Annotated in this window: 18 protein-coding genes; 10 read left to right on the forward strand and 8 right to left on the reverse strand. The window is 73.1% G+C overall.

Going from position 1 to position 13,423, the window contains the following annotated elements:
• Window positions 1–61: 61 nt before the first annotated feature.
• Together ACH5AC_RS04625 and ACH5AC_RS04630 are read left to right on the forward strand one after the other, a co-directional pair.
• On the forward strand, window positions 62–742 hold the full coding sequence (locus tag ACH5AC_RS04625) for a DUF3105 domain-containing protein (RefSeq protein WP_398860161.1): 681 nt from the start codon (window positions 62–64) through the stop codon (window positions 740–742).
• Window positions 739–1,374, forward strand: coding sequence for a DUF305 domain-containing protein (locus ACH5AC_RS04630; protein WP_398860162.1), 636 nt, complete (start codon window positions 739–741; stop codon window positions 1,372–1,374). Before ACH5AC_RS04625 ends, ACH5AC_RS04630 begins: the two co-directional genes overlap by 4 nt.
• A 39-nt stretch (window positions 1,375–1,413) precedes the next feature.
• Here ACH5AC_RS04630 and ACH5AC_RS04635 read toward each other — a convergent pair whose 3' ends face one another.
• From ACH5AC_RS04635 to ACH5AC_RS04665, 7 genes are all read right to left on the reverse strand, one after another.
• A complete protein-coding gene (locus ACH5AC_RS04635) occupies window positions 1,414–2,058 on the reverse strand; it encodes a cation transporter (RefSeq protein ID WP_398860164.1) in 645 nt (214 codons plus the stop codon).
• Window positions 2,058–2,393 (reverse strand): ArsR/SmtB family transcription factor, encoded by a 336-nt coding sequence (locus tag ACH5AC_RS04640; RefSeq protein WP_398860895.1) that lies wholly within the window; start codon window positions 2,391–2,393, stop codon window positions 2,058–2,060. Before ACH5AC_RS04640 ends, ACH5AC_RS04635 begins: the two co-directional genes overlap by 1 nt.
• Window positions 2,394–2,462: 69 nt before the next feature.
• Window positions 2,463–4,208 (reverse strand): copper resistance CopC/CopD family protein, encoded by a 1,746-nt coding sequence (locus tag ACH5AC_RS04645; RefSeq protein ID WP_398860896.1) that lies wholly within the window; start codon window positions 4,206–4,208, stop codon window positions 2,463–2,465.
• A gap of 107 nt (window positions 4,209–4,315) precedes the next feature.
• Window positions 4,316–5,071, reverse strand: coding sequence for an SDR family NAD(P)-dependent oxidoreductase (locus ACH5AC_RS04650; RefSeq protein ID WP_398860165.1), 756 nt, complete (start codon window positions 5,069–5,071; stop codon window positions 4,316–4,318).
• Complete coding sequence (locus ACH5AC_RS04655; RefSeq protein WP_398860166.1) at window positions 5,068–5,535, reverse strand: cupin domain-containing protein; 468 nt, start codon at window positions 5,533–5,535, stop codon at window positions 5,068–5,070. Before ACH5AC_RS04655 ends, ACH5AC_RS04650 begins: the two co-directional genes overlap by 4 nt.
• Window positions 5,532–6,116 carry a GNAT family N-acetyltransferase gene (locus ACH5AC_RS04660; RefSeq protein ID WP_398860167.1) on the reverse strand — a complete coding sequence of 195 codons (585 nt, stop codon included), beginning with the start codon at window positions 6,114–6,116 and terminating at the stop codon, window positions 5,532–5,534. The genes ACH5AC_RS04655 and ACH5AC_RS04660 overlap by 4 nt, the downstream gene beginning before the upstream one ends.
• Entirely contained in the window at window positions 6,103–8,286 is a 2,184-nt protein-coding gene (locus tag ACH5AC_RS04665) for a penicillin acylase family protein (protein WP_398860897.1), read from the reverse strand. The genes ACH5AC_RS04660 and ACH5AC_RS04665 overlap by 14 nt, the downstream gene beginning before the upstream one ends.
• 96 nt (window positions 8,287–8,382) lie before the next feature.
• Between ACH5AC_RS04665 and ACH5AC_RS04670 the strand changes: the two genes are divergently transcribed.
• The 7 genes from ACH5AC_RS04670 (at window position 8,383) to ACH5AC_RS04700 (ending at window position 12,313) form a co-directional block, all read left to right on the forward strand.
• Window positions 8,383–9,084: a siderophore-interacting protein gene (locus ACH5AC_RS04670; RefSeq protein WP_398860169.1), complete on the forward strand. Its 702-nt coding sequence runs from the start codon at window positions 8,383–8,385 to the stop codon at window positions 9,082–9,084.
• A 24-nt stretch (window positions 9,085–9,108) separates the two neighbouring features.
• Window positions 9,109–9,687 (forward strand): HhH-GPD-type base excision DNA repair protein, encoded by a 579-nt coding sequence (locus ACH5AC_RS04675; protein WP_398860170.1) that lies wholly within the window; start codon window positions 9,109–9,111, stop codon window positions 9,685–9,687.
• A gap of 104 nt (window positions 9,688–9,791) precedes the next feature.
• Window positions 9,792–10,463: an HdeD family acid-resistance protein gene (locus ACH5AC_RS04680; RefSeq protein WP_398860171.1), complete on the forward strand. Its 672-nt coding sequence runs from the start codon at window positions 9,792–9,794 to the stop codon at window positions 10,461–10,463.
• 182 nt (window positions 10,464–10,645) lie between these two features.
• Complete coding sequence (locus ACH5AC_RS04685; RefSeq protein ID WP_398860173.1) at window positions 10,646–10,948, forward strand: hypothetical protein; 303 nt, start codon at window positions 10,646–10,648, stop codon at window positions 10,946–10,948.
• Window positions 10,949–10,996: 48 nt separating this feature from the next.
• Window positions 10,997–11,125, forward strand: coding sequence for a hypothetical protein (locus ACH5AC_RS04690; RefSeq protein ID WP_398860174.1), 129 nt, complete (start codon window positions 10,997–10,999; stop codon window positions 11,123–11,125).
• Window positions 11,126–11,251: 126 nt separating this feature from the next.
• Entirely contained in the window at window positions 11,252–11,548 is a 297-nt protein-coding gene (locus ACH5AC_RS04695) for a type II toxin-antitoxin system VapB family antitoxin (protein WP_003999914.1), read from the forward strand.
• Between the two features lie 123 nt (window positions 11,549–11,671).
• Entirely contained in the window at window positions 11,672–12,313 is a 642-nt protein-coding gene (locus tag ACH5AC_RS04700) for a LytR C-terminal domain-containing protein (RefSeq protein ID WP_398860898.1), read from the forward strand.
• A 90-nt stretch (window positions 12,314–12,403) separates the two neighbouring features.
• On the opposite strand, the gene upp is transcribed toward ACH5AC_RS04700, so the two are convergent.
• Window positions 12,404–13,039 (reverse strand): uracil phosphoribosyltransferase, encoded by a 636-nt coding sequence (upp, locus tag ACH5AC_RS04705; protein WP_398860175.1) that lies wholly within the window; start codon window positions 13,037–13,039, stop codon window positions 12,404–12,406.
• A gap of 161 nt (window positions 13,040–13,200) precedes the next feature.
• On the opposite strand from upp, the gene ACH5AC_RS04710 reads away from it, so the two are divergent.
• The gene (locus ACH5AC_RS04710) at window positions 13,201–13,404 is read left to right on the forward strand and encodes a hypothetical protein (protein ID WP_398860176.1); all 204 of its coding nucleotides are present in this window, start codon (window positions 13,201–13,203) and stop codon (window positions 13,402–13,404) included.
• Window positions 13,405–13,423: the final 19 nt, after the last annotated feature.

Genomic DNA, 13,423 nt, shown 5'->3' on the forward strand with positions numbered 1-13,423 from the left:
GATGCCCTTCCCCTCATCACACCGCATCCGTCGATCTCTCCTGCCCGAAAGGCACTTCCCCATGGCTTCCGCCGGTCCCAAGAAGAGCAGCAACAAGAGCAACAACAGCAAGAACATGTCCAAGAAGGACAGAGACGCCGCCCGCCGCGCGCGGATAGAGGAGCAGCGGCGCGTCGAGCGCGCCCGTGAGCGTCGTATGCGGATCATCACCGTCGTCGCGTCCACCGCGATCCTGGCGGGGCTGGCCGGCGGCGGCTGGTATCTGATCGACCAGGCCAACGAGAAGGAGAAGCAGCAGGCCGCCCCCGTCTCCGGTGAGAAGACCTGGTCCGAGCTGAGCCAGACCCACGTCGACACCGAGGTCGACTACCCGATGACCCCGCCCGTGGGCGGCGACCACTCCCCCGTCTGGCAGAACTGCAACGGCGACGTCTACACGGCCGCGATACAGAACGAGAACGCCGTGCACTCCCTCGAGCACGGCGCCGTCTGGATCACGTACAACGAGAAGGCCGACCAGGCCGACGTGAAGGCGCTGTCGGACAAGGTGGCCAAGACGCCGTACACCCTGATGAGCCCGTACCCGGAGCAGTCGTCGCCGATCACGCTCTCGGCCTGGGGACACCAGCTGAACGTCACGGACGCGTCGGACGCGCGGGTGAACGAGTTCCTCGACAAGTACGTGCAGGGCGCGCAGACCCCTGAGCCGGGTGCCGCCTGCACCGGCGGGAAGTCCGCGTGAGCGCTCGGCGGCTGTCCCGGCTGCTGATCGTCGGCTCCCTCGCGGCGGTGCTGGCCGCCGTGACGGTGGTGGTGGTGCTGCTCTCGCCGTCGGACGACGGCGGGGGCACGCCCTCCCGCGACTCGGTGGACGCGGGCTTCGCCCGGGACATGGCGGTCCACCACCAGCAGGCGGTGGAGCTGTCGTTCATCGTGCGGGACCGCACCGACGACGAGGAGGTGCGGCGGCTCGCGTACGACATCATCAACACCCAGGCCAACCAGCGCGGCATGCTGCTCGGCATGCTCGACGCGTGGGATCTGCCGAAGTCCTCGCAGCAGGCGCCGATGGCCTGGATGGGTGGGCACGCCTCGCACGAGGCGTACGAGCCGCATGACGGTTCGCTCATGCCGGGCATGGCCACCAACGCCGAGATGGACCGGCTGCGGCAGGCTTCGGGCAGGGACGCCGAGGTTCTCTATCTGCGGCTGATGACCGAGCACCACAAGGGTGGTGTGCCGATGTCCGAGGTGGCCGCCGAGTCGGCCGGGACCGAGGATCTGCGGCGGCTCGCCCAGGGGATGGTGAACGGTCAGCAGGCGGAGATCGCGTTGATGGCCGACATGCTGGAGAAGCGGGGCCGGTCCTCCTGACGTGCCGTGCTGAAGGGCTCCGCGGTAGGGCCGAGCCCTTCAGCAGGCGGCACAGCAGCCGTCCCCGCGCCACGCGTCCCGGCCCTCCTTCGCCGCCACCGCGGCGATGACCAGCGCGGCCAGCGGGTCGGCCCACGACCAGCCGAGGGCGGCGTTGGCGAGCAGGCCGGCCAGCAGGACCGCCGAGAGGTACGTGCACAGCAGGGTCTGCTTGGAGTCGGCCACGGCCGACGCGGAGCCCAGTTCCCGGCCGGCCCGGCGCTGCGCGGCCGACAGCAGCGGCATGACCGCGAGGGAGAGGGCGGCCAGCACGATGCCGGGCACCGACTCGTCGGCCTCGGCGCCGCCGGTCAGGGCGCGCACGGAGTCGACGGTGAGGTAGGCCGCGAGGGCGAGGAAGGAGACCGCGACGATCCGCAGCGCGGTCCGCTCCCGGGCCTCGCGTACGGCGTGCTCACGGGCGGAGAACTGCCAGGCCACGGCCGCCGCCGAGGAGACCTCGATCAACGAGTCGAGCCCGAAGCCGATGAGGGCGGTGGAGGAGGCGAGCGTCCCGGCGGTGAGCGCGACGGCCGCCTCGATGAGGTTGTAGGTGATCGTCGCGGCCACCAGCAGCCGTATGCGCCGGGTCAGTGTGTCCCGGCGGGCGGCGTTCAGCGTCGGCCCGGGCGATGGCGCGGCCATCAGCAGCAGCCCTCGTCCTCGGCGTCCGGGCAGTGCCGGTCCGCCTCCACCGCCAGGACCGCCGTACGCAGGTCGTCGAGGGCATGGCCGAGCCGGGCGTCGGCCAGCTCGTAGCGGGTGCGGCGGCCCACCGGTACGGCGACGACGAGGCCGCAGTCGCGCAGGCAGGCCAGGTGGTTGGAGAGGCGGGTGCGGGAGATGCCCAGCCGGTCCGCCAGGTCGGCGGGGTGCGCGGGTGCCTCGCGCAGGGCGAGCAGCAGCCGGCAGCGGAGGGGATCGGCGAGCGCACGGCCGAAGCGGGCCAGCACCTCTATGTCGGGGGCCAGTGTGGGCAGCATACGAGCGACAGTACAGGGAATCCTGAATTCAGCAAACCATGTACTGACCGTTCCACCGGCGGCGGCTCAGCTCTCGATCCGTACCGCCCGCTCGACGCTCACCTGGTCGATCTCCGACACCCGCACCGTCACCTTCATCGTCCAGGTGCCGGCGACCGGCAGGGTCACGGTGTTCGTGGCCCAGTAGCCGCCCCGGTCGGTCACCCCGGCGTCGATCGGGCCGATGTCCTGGGCCGGGTGGGTGAAGGAGATCCGCAGTTCGGGGACCGAGGCCAGGCCGCCGTCGGGGCCGTAGACGACGGCCTCCACGGCGTTGTCGCCGGTGCGTGCCGGATCCAGCGTGATCTGCACCGTGCCGCTCGCGTCGCCCACCCGGAACGGCACCATGCTCACCGAGGTCGCGGGCGGCGCCGCGGCCCGCCCCACCGCCGCCGCCTCGGCCTCCGCCCTGCCGGGCAGGGTGCCGGTCAGCACGGTCGTCAGCGCCAGTACGACGGCGGCGACGACCACTTCCACCAGCACCGAGCGGCGCAGCGCACGCCGGTGCGCCTCCTCGGCCGGGGTGGCGGTCGCGTCCTCGGCGGCCGGGGCCGGGGGCGGCTCCGAATTCGCCGGTCCCGCCATTTCGAGCACCCGTACCTCTCCCTTCTCCTCCGACACCTTCGTCCGCGCCCTCACCCATCCGCGCGACCATGCCCCCGCCGCCAGCAGCAGCGCCACCGCCCCCAGCTTGGCGAGCAGGAGCCGGCCGTACGACGTCCCGGTGAGCGCGGTCAGCGAGCCGAGGCCGCGCCAGGACTGGTAGAGGCCCGTCACCGCGAGGACGGTGACCGAGATCCCGGCCAGCCGGGAGAAACGGGTGACGGTCTCGATCGGCGGCGTGGCGCGGCGGAGCAGCAGGAGCAGGGCGGCCAGTCCGCCCAGCCAGCTCGCCATCGCCAGCAGGTGCAGTACCGAGGAGGTCATCGCCACCGGCACCTGGATCCCGGCCGAGGCGTGCTCGGCGGCGGCCCAGGTGAGGGCCAGGCCGACGGCGATCGCCACGCCCGCCACCGACATCGGACGGCCCGGGACCTGCCGCCGCCCGGCCCGTACGAGGAGCGGCGCGGCCACCGCGAGCAGGGCCAGCCGTGCCAGCAGCGCCAGCCCCGGCCGCCCGGTGAGGGTACGGCTCAGGGCGTCCGGCGCGAACGCGGCGAGCGGCCCCTCGCCGGTCTCGTAGGGGGCCCGCAGCAGCAACAGCAGCAGCGTCGAGCCGGTCAGCGCCCACCAGCCGATGCGCAGCGGTGCCCCCAGCGGGCGTACCGGCGCGGGCCGGCACACCGCCGCGAAGACGGCGGTGCCGATGAGCAGGGCGGCGGCGAGGTAGGCGACGTACCGGGCGGTGTCGTGGAGGGCGGCGGTGAGCGGGTGTTCGGTGGGGCCGGGGTCGATCGTGGCCGTCGTCGCGGACGGCGCGCCCACGGAGAAGGTGAACGCCCCGGAGACGGGGTGGCTGTCCGCCGACACCACCCGCCAGGCCACGGTGTACGTGCCGTCGCCGAGCCCGGCGGGCAGGGTGATCCGCGCGGTGTCGGAGCGGCCGTCGGCGTGCTGGACCTCGCCGGTCCTGACCCGGTGGCTGCCGGGGTCCAGAACCCGGAAGGAGTCGTCGAGGAGTCCTACGGACTCGGTGAAGGTGAGGGTGATGGCGCTGGGCGCGGACTGGACGACGCTTCCGTCGGCGGGGTCGGTGTCGCGCAGGGCGGAGTGGGCCGACGCCGGGCCCGCTCCGGGGAGGAGGAGCAGGACCAGCAGGGCGCCCAGCAGCACCAGCCCTTGAAGTCGCCGTCGTCCGTCATCGCGCCCCTCGCCCACGCCCAGTCTCCGTATCCCGGCTCGTCGCTCCCGGATACGTACGGATGGGACCACCGGCGCGCTCACCATGTGGGCCGGGCCGTCGCCCCGCCGTCCACCACCAGGTCGTGGCCGGTGATCCAGGACGCCAGGGGCGAGGCGAGGAAGACGCAGGCGTCGCCGATGTCCTCGGGGCGGCCCAGCCGGCCGACGGCGGTGGCCGCCCGCCAGCGCCGCACGCCCTCCGGCCAGTCCGATTCCAGGCCCGGCCGCTCGACCAGTCCGGGCGAGACCGTGTTGACGCGGATGCCGTACCGGCCGTACTCCTGCGCGGCGGCGCGGGCGTGCGTGACGACGGCCGCCTTGGCGGCGCCGTAGTGGGCGTGGCCGGGGGCGGGCGACCTCGCCTCGACCGAGGCGATATGGGTGATCGTGCCGCCGTCCGGCTGTTCCCGCATGACCTCCACGGCGGCCTGGGTGCAGGCGAAGACACTGGTGAGGCCGGTGTCGACGACCGCCCGCCAGTCGGCCGCCCGCATGCCCTCCAGCGGCTGGACCGGCTGTAGGGCCGCGTTGTTGACCAGCGCGGTCAGCCTGCCGCCGCCCCACTGCGCCGCCTCCCGGACCAGGCGTCGGCACTCGTCCTCGTCGGTCAGCTCGGCCCGCGCGACCAGGGCGGGACCGTCCAGGCCGGCCGCCAGTTCCCGGGCCGCCGCGAGGCTCGTACGGCAGTGCAGTACGACCGCGGCGCCCTGCTCCGCGAACCGGCGCGCGATGCCCCGTCCGATGCCGCCGCCCGCGCCTGTGATCAGGGCGACCTGGCCCTGGAGCAAGCTCATGGACGGCACAGTTCCGCGATCAGTGACGCCCGGTCCGGGTGACGCGCCGTGAGGGCGGCCGGGTCGCCGTGCTCGTAGTCCGCGTAGGTGAAGCCGGGAGCCATGGTGCAGCCGAACAGGGTCCAGTCGCCCCGGGTACGCGCGCCCATCCAGGTGCGGGCGGGGACGGTGAGCTGGACGTGCTGGCCGTTCAGGACGTCCGGGCCGAGGACGGTGGTGCGGGAGGTGCCGTCCTCGGCGAGGAGGAGCAGTTCCAGGGGGTCGCCGAGGTAGTGGTGCCAGATCTCGTCGGTGGGCAGGCGGTGGAGGGCGGAGTGGTCGGCGGCGGTGAGGAGGGCGACTATCGCGGAGCCGGTGGGGCGGCCGTCCGGGCCTTCCGGGCCCGCCCAGGTGCGGCGGAACAGGCCGCCCTCGCGGGGGATCGGCTCCAGGTGGTAGTGGGCGATCAGCTCTTCCGGGGTCACCTCGGGAAGGCTACCTCCCGGCGGAGGAAGGCCAATTGGGCCCTCTTCTCCGGCAGGTACACGTCCGGGAGGTCGATCTCGGGGAGCGTGACGACCGGTCCGGCCTCGAAGCCCATCCGCTGGAAGCGGGCGATCGCCTTGTCGTTGCGCACGTCCGGGTCGACCACGACCCGGCGCCGGTCCAGGCCGACCAGGACGTACTCGGCGAAGGCACCGAGCAGGGCCGCCGACCAGCCCGGCCGGGCTCCGCCGCCGTCGGCCGGGGCGAGCAGGACGTGTACGCCGATGTCGCCGGGCTCGGCGGTGTAGCACTCGCTGACGCGGTCCTCGGACGGCTCGTACGTCTGGAGGAGGGCGACCGGGGTGCCGTCCAGCTCGGCGAGGAAGGCGTGGTGGGTGTCGAGGGTCGCCATGTGGGCGTAGATCTGGGTGACCTGGTGGATCGTCAGCCCGTTCATGCCCCAGAACACGGCTCGTTCCTGGCTCACCCAGCCGTGCACGGTTCCGGCGTCGGCCTCGGCGTCGAGGGGGCGCAGCCGGAAGGTGCCGAAGCCGTCGAGCTTCCGCTCATGGACGTACATCGCTCTCCTTCTGCAGGGAGTCCCAGTCCGTGACGACCGGGGCGAGTTCGCCCTTCAGCCACAGCGGGAGCTGATCGTGGTGGTGGGGGTGGCCGGGGGTGCCGTGCGCGCCGTGCGGGACCACCCAGCGGCTGTCCTCGCGGCGGGCCAGGTCCCAGACGTAGCGGGCGGCCGGGCCGCGCGCCGCGAGGTCGGTCCAGCCGGGGACGGCCGAGGTGCACAGCACGCAGTCGTGGTCGCCGGAGAGCGCGGGCGCCTCGTACGACGGGTCGGGCAGCGCCCGCCAGGGGGCCAGCCGGTGGGTGTCGCCCCAGCGGGCGGGCGGCTGTACGGCGACCTCCTCGACGGCCTCGTGTATCGCCCGGTCCCGGTCGATGCCGTACAACTCCTCGGCGCGCAGCAGGTGTTCGAGGGCGTAGCCGATCCGGGGGATCAGCGCCAGCCAAGGGAGGAGGACCTCGGGGTAGGCGGGCGGGGTGGTGAGCGCGGCGAACGCCGGGTGGGCGGCGAGGCGCCGGACCACCGCGCTTCGTACGGCCGCGAAGGCGGCGGCGTCCCGGCTGTCGGCGTCCATACGGCGGTCCCAGCGCAGGAGGCGGTCGCGCAGGTCCGCTGCCGCGGGGGTCAGGCCGGGCAGGTCGGCGATGCGGTCCAGCAGGGGGGCGGCGGAGGCGAGGTGGGTGTCCGTGTGGATCTCGGCCATGTCGGCCGCGGACCACTCCCTGCGTCCGTCCAGCAGCGCGCGGATACGGTCGGCGCGGTGCGGCGGGGCGAACTCCACGCCCAGCTCCGCCGCCGGGCCGCGCTGGTTCGCCATCACGGCGACACCGTCGGTCACGCCGGCCCGGGGCATCTCGTACCACCCGGTCCACTCGTGCCCCGCCCGCCAGGCCGGCACCGGCCGCACCCGGTTCTCCCCGTCCCGCACCGGCACCCGCCCCGCGACCCGGTGCAGCACCCCGCCGTCCGTGTCGGCCGCCTGCACGACATTGACCGGCTCGACCCAGGCGTCCAGCGCCCGGTCGACATCGACGACCGTGCGGGCCCGCAGCAGTGGCAGAAGCGCGCTGAATCCGAGGTCGGCGGTTACTCGGGGCGGGTAGCGGAGGCTGAGGGCGAGAGGGATGTCGAGGGGGTGGGGGGTGTCGGCGCCGGGGGCATGCGGGGCGGCGCCGCCGTCGAGGGCACGCACACCATCCCCAAGAGCATCAACAAGCCCTGGGCTGCCGTCGCCCACGTCCTCCAGGCCCTCCGGCCCCCCGGCGATGACCGGCCCCCGCTCGGTTTCGATCAGCTCGATCTCCAGGGGCTCCTCGCCGGCCACCTGGACGAGTTCCGTGTGGCGGACGGCTCGGTGCCAGGCGCCGTCGGGGGCGAGGGACTCGATGCCGGCGCCGGTGCGGCGGAGGCGTTCGTGGTAGAGGTCCTGGTAGTCGGCCATGGCGTTGGTGATGGACCAGGCGACCGTGCCGGTGTGGCCGAAGTGGGCGATGCCGGGGATGCCGGGGACGGCGAGGCCGATGACGTCGAAGGGGTCGTCGGGGTCGTCGCAGGCGAGGCGGATCTGCTGGTAGACGCCGGGGTCCTCGATGAAGCGGTGCGGGTCGCCGGCGATCACGGCGTGCCCGGTGACGGTGCGCTCGCCGGTCACCAGCCAGCCGTTGCTGCCTGCGGTGCCGGGCCCGTCGGTGGCGAACAGGCCGACCGCCTCGGGCCCGAGGTGCCGTACGGCCTGGTCGCGCCAGAGCTTGGCGGGGAAGCCCGCGAAGAGGATGTGGGTGGAGAGCCAGACGGCGAGCGGGGTCCAGGGCTCCCAGCGCCCGGGCGTGAGACCGACCCGGCCGAACTCGGGGGCCGGTTGCAGCCCGGCGTTCACGCCGTCGACGTAGGCCCGTACCCAGTCGGCGGTCTCCGGATCGTCCCGCGTCAGCGCCTCGTGGCATCGCCGGGCCGTGTCGTCGAGGCGGGCCCGGCGGGCGAAGACGTCCCAGGCGACCGCCTCCGGGCCGAGGAAGGACGCGGAGGTGCCCTGCGCGCGGTGGCGTTCGACCTCCAGCTGCCAGGCCCGGTCGCGCGCGGTGACCAGCCCCTGCGCGTGGGCGAGGGAGAGCGCGTCGGCGGCGCGCAGATGCGGGATGCCCCACGCATCCCGGTAGATCTCGGACGTCACCTGCGGCCTCTCTGTATCCACGCTGCACCCCCACCGTGCTTTAGGTTAGCCTCACCTAAGTAATCGGAGGAATCGTACGTGAGGGGTGGAGAAGGCATGGCACAGGGGCGGGGCTGGGAGGGCACGGTCCTCAGGCTGATGCGGGCGAAGGACTTCACCCTCACCGTCACCGGCGCCGAGGACGTCACCCCGGACTACCGCAGGCTGTACCTCACCGACGGCGGGCTGCTCGCCGCGACCGGTGTCCACCCGACCATGTGGGTCCGGCTGTGGATCCCCGACACGGCCAGGCCCCACCAGCGGGCGTACACCCTGGTCGACCCTGACCCCGCGCAGGGCACCTTCGCCCTGGAGTTCGCCCTGCACGAGGGCGCCGCCAGCGACTGGGCGCGGGCCGCGAAGCCCGGCGACACCATCGAGGCCACCGTCCAGGGCACCGGCTTCACCGAGCCCGACCCGGCCCCCACGCGCCTCCTCGCGATGGGCGACCCGGCCTCCCTCCCCGCCCTCAACTCTCTGCTCGGCGCGCTGGACTGCGCCCCGGCGACCGTCTGGTTCGAGGGCGGCACCGACGACCTGCCCCTCCCCGGCCGCCACGACCTGCGCCACGTCAGGCGCGGCGACCTGGTCGAGCAGGTGCGTGCCGAGCTCCCCGCCCTGCTGAGGGCCACCCCGGACCCGTACGTCTGGATCGCCTGCGACACCCGGACGACCCGCACCCTGTCCTCGTACGTCCGCAAGGAACTGGGCCTGCCCAAGGACCGCCTGCACGCACTGGGCTACTGGCGCGCGGACTGAGCCGGCACGGGCGATCATCGGTGCATGGACGTCACCCTGCACCTCGCCCAGGACCCCGAGGCCGACGCGCTCCTCGGCCGCTCGCCGCTCGCCGCGCTGGTCGGGATGCTGCTCGACCAGCAGGTCCCGATGGAGTGGGCGTTCAAGGGGCCGCGGACCATCGCCGACCGGCTCGGCACCGACGACCTCGACGCGCACGAGATCAGCGCCCAGGACCCGGAGGCATTCGCCGCCCTCCTCTCCGAGAAACCAGCCGTGCACCGCTACCCCGGCTCCATGGCCAAGCGCATCCAGCAGCTCTGCGCCTACCTCGTCCAGCACTACGACGGCAATGCCGAGCTCGTCTGGAAGGGCGTCGGCGACGGCCGCGAGCTGCTGCGCCGCCTGGAGGACCTGCCCGGCTTCGGCAAGCAGAAGGCCCAGATCTTCCTCGCCCTGCTCGGCAAACAGCTCGGCGTCACCCCCACGGGCTGGCGGGAGGCGGCCGGCCCCTACGGCGAGCCGAAGTCCTTCCGCTCCGTCGCCGACATCACCGGACCCGAGTCACTGGCCAAGGTGCGCGCGCACAAGCAGGAGATGAAGGCGGCGGCGAAACGTAAGTAACGGAATCAGGAGTAGCGGAATCAGGAGTAACGGACGCGGGAGTACGTCATCCGGGCGGCCGCTCCCCGGTGGCGGTCCCGGCTCGGCCGTCCGAAGCATGGATCATGACCGACGCACCGAGCGGCTCCCCCTGGGGCCCGGAGTACGACGACCGCAAGGTCCACGCCGGCCACCATCCGCCGGGCACGACACCCCGCGAACCGGAACCGGCCTTCGAGGGCCCCCTGCACGCCCTCTCCCGCGCGGCCTGGCAGATCGTCCTGCTCACCGGCGTCGCCTCGCTGATCCTCGGCGTCCTCGTCCTCGCCTGGCCCGGCGCCTCCCTCCTCGCCGCCGGCGTCCTCTTCGGCCTCTACCTGCTCATCAGCGGGGTCCTCCAACTGATCGCCGCGTTCGGCACCCACCGCGCGACCTCCCTGCGCGTCCTCGCCTTCGTCAGCGGCGCCCTGTCGGTCCTGCTGGGCCTGTTCTGCTTCCGCGGCCCCATGCAGTCGATCCTGCTGCTCGCCCTGTGGATCGGCATCGGCTGGCTGATCCGCGGCATCACCCAGACCCTGGCCGCCGTCTCCGACCCGGCCATGCCCTCACTCGGCTGGCAGATCTCCCTCGGTGCCGTCACCTTCGCCGCCGGCGCCGTACTGATCGTCTCCCCCTTCGAGTCGGTAGCGGTCCTGACCCTGGTCACCGGCATCTGGCTGATCGCGGTGGGCGCGGTGGAGATCCTCACGGCGGTCCGCATCAGGAGTGGGGCGGGCAGGATTCCGCGGGCGCTGTGATCGGCGTGCAGGGCAACTCCCCAGGGGCGCGGGGCTGTATCGACACACGGCTCCGCCGCGTGGGCGCGACCAGCCCCCCACCGCCCGCACCCGGCAACGAAACGGGAATCCCCCTGGTCCGCCGGAGTGAATTTCCGGGCCAATGCGATGAACCCCCAGCGCGCCCCGGGGAAACCACCACCGTGAGCACCACACGACGCCGCCCGAACAGCCTCCCCTGGCTACGCGTACTCGTGCTGCTGCTCGCGCTCCTCGCCCCCGGCGGACACACGTACGCCGTCCCGGCGGAGCCGGCGGGCATCGCCATCGAGTACGACGCCGGCGACCAGGCACTACGCCCGACGGCCCACCGCCCCGCCGCACCCCTGCTCCCCGCACCCCCGCCGGCCCCCGCGCCGAGCCCGCCCTGGGCCCCCACCCACCCCACCGACGACAACCCCCCGCAGACCCCCCACATCCTGCGCACGGTCGTCCTGCGCTGCTGACAGAGCCCGCCCACCGTCTCGTCATCAGCACGGAAGGAAGACCGACTCATGCCGAAAGACCCATACGCCCTGCTCCGCGCCCTGGTGCGCGCCGAAGCCGCTCGCAACGCGCCGAAACGGGAAGTGAAGCCCCCCGAGCCCGAACAACCCCCTGCCACCAAGACGGGGGACCGCTGAAGCAGCCGACGGAGGCGGTCGGCTACCGCCTCCGTCCCGGTTCGTGTCAGTTCCCTGCGGTATTTCCGGCGTCGCACTCCGCCGCCATGGCTGCGCCCGGAACGTCTGGACCGGTAGGCTTTCCGTGTGATCTTCAAGCGCATCGGAAACGGCCGGCCGTACCCCGACCACGGCCGGGAAAGCACCCGGCAGTGGGCGGACGTCGCGCCGCGCCCGGTCCGCCTCGATCAGCTCGTGACGACCAAGGGTCAGCTCGATCTGGAAACCCTGCTCGCCGAGGACTCCACGTTCTACGGCGACCTCTTCGCGCATGTCGTGAAGTGGCAGGGCGACCTGTATCTGGAGGACGGGCTGCACCGCGCGGTGCGGGCGGCGCTGCAGCAGCGCCAGGTGCTCCACGCGCGCGTCCTCGAACTGGACTGAGACACCCACCGTCGGCGGGTTGGCCCTTTCGGGTTCACCTGAGCGGTGTCGAATGATCATCTAGTAGGCACGGCCGCCCCGGCGCACTACGCTGCGCCCATGAGCATGCTGACTCCCCCCGGCATGGGCGGCCAGTACCGGATCACGGGGGACAAGTACCCACGGATGCGCCGGCCCCGGCGGCGTGGCCGGATGGTGGTCGTCGCCCTCGCCTGCGGTGCCGTACTGGGCGTGGCCGGCTGGGGAACCCTGCAGCTCATCGACCTCTTCACCGGCGGTGGCGGGACCGCCTCGGCGGCCGGTTCGGGGGCGGACTGCGCAGCCAAGAAGGGCACCCCGACCGCCGGTGGCACCCCGACGGCCAGTGCGAGCCCGGCGGCGGTACTGCCCCGGCCCGGTCAGATCACCGTGAACGTCCTCAACGCCACGACCCGCGCGGGGCTCGCCAAGACCACCGCGGACGAGCTGAAGAAGCGCGGCTTCGTCATCGGGCAGGTCGGCAACGCGAGCGAGGAGTACGACAAGAAGGTCCGCGGCCCCGGGCTGCTGCTCGGCCCGGCCTCCGCGCTGAACACCTCGCTGCCGGTCCTCGCCACCCAACTGGCCGGCGCGGAACGTCGTACCGACGCGGCTCGGAAGGGCACCGCCGTCGATCTGATCATCGGCGACGGGTTCACGGCCTTGGCCGCGCCGGCGGATGCGGACCGGGCGCTGACGGCTCTGACGGCGCCGAAGCCCACGCCGACGGCGAAGAAGGGCTGCTGAGGGGCGCGTATCGCCGTAGGGGCGCGGTTTTGTCGCGGCTGCGGGCCGTATGTGGCTGGTCGCGCAGTTCCCCGCGCCCCTTTCGGGGCGCTACTCGGCAGCCCCGTACAGACGATCCCCGGCATCCCCCAGCCCCGGCACGATGTAGCCGTGCTCGTTGAGGTGGTCGTCCACGGCTGCCGTCACGACGGTCACCGGCGTCCCGGCCAGCTCGCGTTCCATGATCTCCACGCCCTCGGGGGCGGCCAGCAGCACCACGGCGGTGACGTCGTCCGCGCCGCGCTTGATCAGCTCCTGGATCGCCGCGACCAGGGTGCCGCCGGTGGCCAGCATCGGGTCCAGGACGTACACCTGGCGGCCGGACAGGTCCTCCGGCATGCGGGTGGCGTAGGTGCTGGCCTGCAGGGTCTCCTCGTTGCGGATCATGCCCATGAAGCCCACCTCGGCGGTCGGCAGCAGCCGGACCATGCCCTCCAGCATGCCGAGGCCGGCCCGCAGGATCGGCACGATCAGCGGACGCGGGGCGGACAGCTTCACACCGGTGGTGTCGGCGACCGGCGTGGTGATGTCGACCTGCTCGGTGCGCACGTCGCGCGTGGCCTCGTAGGCGAGCAGGGTGACCAGCTCGTCGGCGAGACGGCGGAAGGTCGCGGAGTCCGTGCGCTGGTCGCGCAGCGTGGTGAGCTTGTGGGCGACCAGAGGGTGGTCGACGACGTGGAGACGCATGTCCACAACAGTAACGGGCCGCATGCCCCCGGCGTCCTCACCGAGCGCAAGGCCCGGGCCTCTGATTGGTCCGTTCGCTGGCATCAAACCCACCGACCGGGGGAAAGTGGGAGGAACGGACCCGGGTGCTGAACCCGCGCCGACGGGGTGGTGGTGCGCCTATGCCTGACCTGCCTGATCCGTCCGACAGTAATTCCACGGCCGACGCGCCCGCGCGGGAGACCGACGCCGAGCGCCGGCGCCGCCGCGCCCAGTTCCTGCGCGAACTCGCCGAGGCCCGCGCCCTGCGCGACCGGGTCCAGCCGCGCCGCGCCAAGGCCGCCCGGCTGCGCCACGCCATGCGCATGCGTACGTTCCGCTGGTAGTCCGCACCCGGTCGGCTCA

Origin of the sequence: Streptomyces sp. NPDC018693, assembly GCF_044391385.1 — a bacterium.
Lineage (GTDB): Bacteria > Actinomycetota > Actinomycetes > Streptomycetales > Streptomycetaceae > Streptomyces.

Excerpts from the sequence above, each read along its gene's own strand:
- upp (WP_398860175.1), bottom strand. The coding sequence starts at position 13,039 with ATGCGTCTCCACGTCGTCGACCACCCTCTGGTCGCCCACAAGCTCACC.
- ACH5AC_RS04710 (WP_398860176.1), top strand. The coding sequence starts at position 13,201 with ATGCCTGACCTGCCTGATCCGTCCGACAGTAATTCCACGGCCGACGCG.
- ACH5AC_RS04690 (WP_398860174.1), top strand. The coding sequence starts at position 10,997 with ATGCCGAAAGACCCATACGCCCTGCTCCGCGCCCTGGTGCGCGCCGAA.
- ACH5AC_RS04660 (WP_398860167.1), bottom strand. The coding sequence starts at position 6,116 with ATGTACGTCCATGAGCGGAAGCTCGACGGCTTCGGCACCTTCCGGCTG.
- ACH5AC_RS04625 (WP_398860161.1), top strand. The coding sequence starts at position 62 with ATGGCTTCCGCCGGTCCCAAGAAGAGCAGCAACAAGAGCAACAACAGC.
- ACH5AC_RS04635 (WP_398860164.1), bottom strand. The coding sequence starts at position 2,058 with ATGGCCGCGCCATCGCCCGGGCCGACGCTGAACGCCGCCCGCCGGGAC.
- ACH5AC_RS04650 (WP_398860165.1), bottom strand. The coding sequence starts at position 5,071 with ATGAGCTTGCTCCAGGGCCAGGTCGCCCTGATCACAGGCGCGGGCGGC.
- ACH5AC_RS04670 (WP_398860169.1), top strand. The coding sequence starts at position 8,383 with ATGGCACAGGGGCGGGGCTGGGAGGGCACGGTCCTCAGGCTGATGCGG.
- ACH5AC_RS04680 (WP_398860171.1), top strand. The coding sequence starts at position 9,792 with ATGACCGACGCACCGAGCGGCTCCCCCTGGGGCCCGGAGTACGACGAC.
- ACH5AC_RS04700 (WP_398860898.1), top strand. The coding sequence starts at position 11,672 with ATGGGCGGCCAGTACCGGATCACGGGGGACAAGTACCCACGGATGCGC.
- ACH5AC_RS04675 (WP_398860170.1), top strand. The coding sequence starts at position 9,109 with ATGGACGTCACCCTGCACCTCGCCCAGGACCCCGAGGCCGACGCGCTC.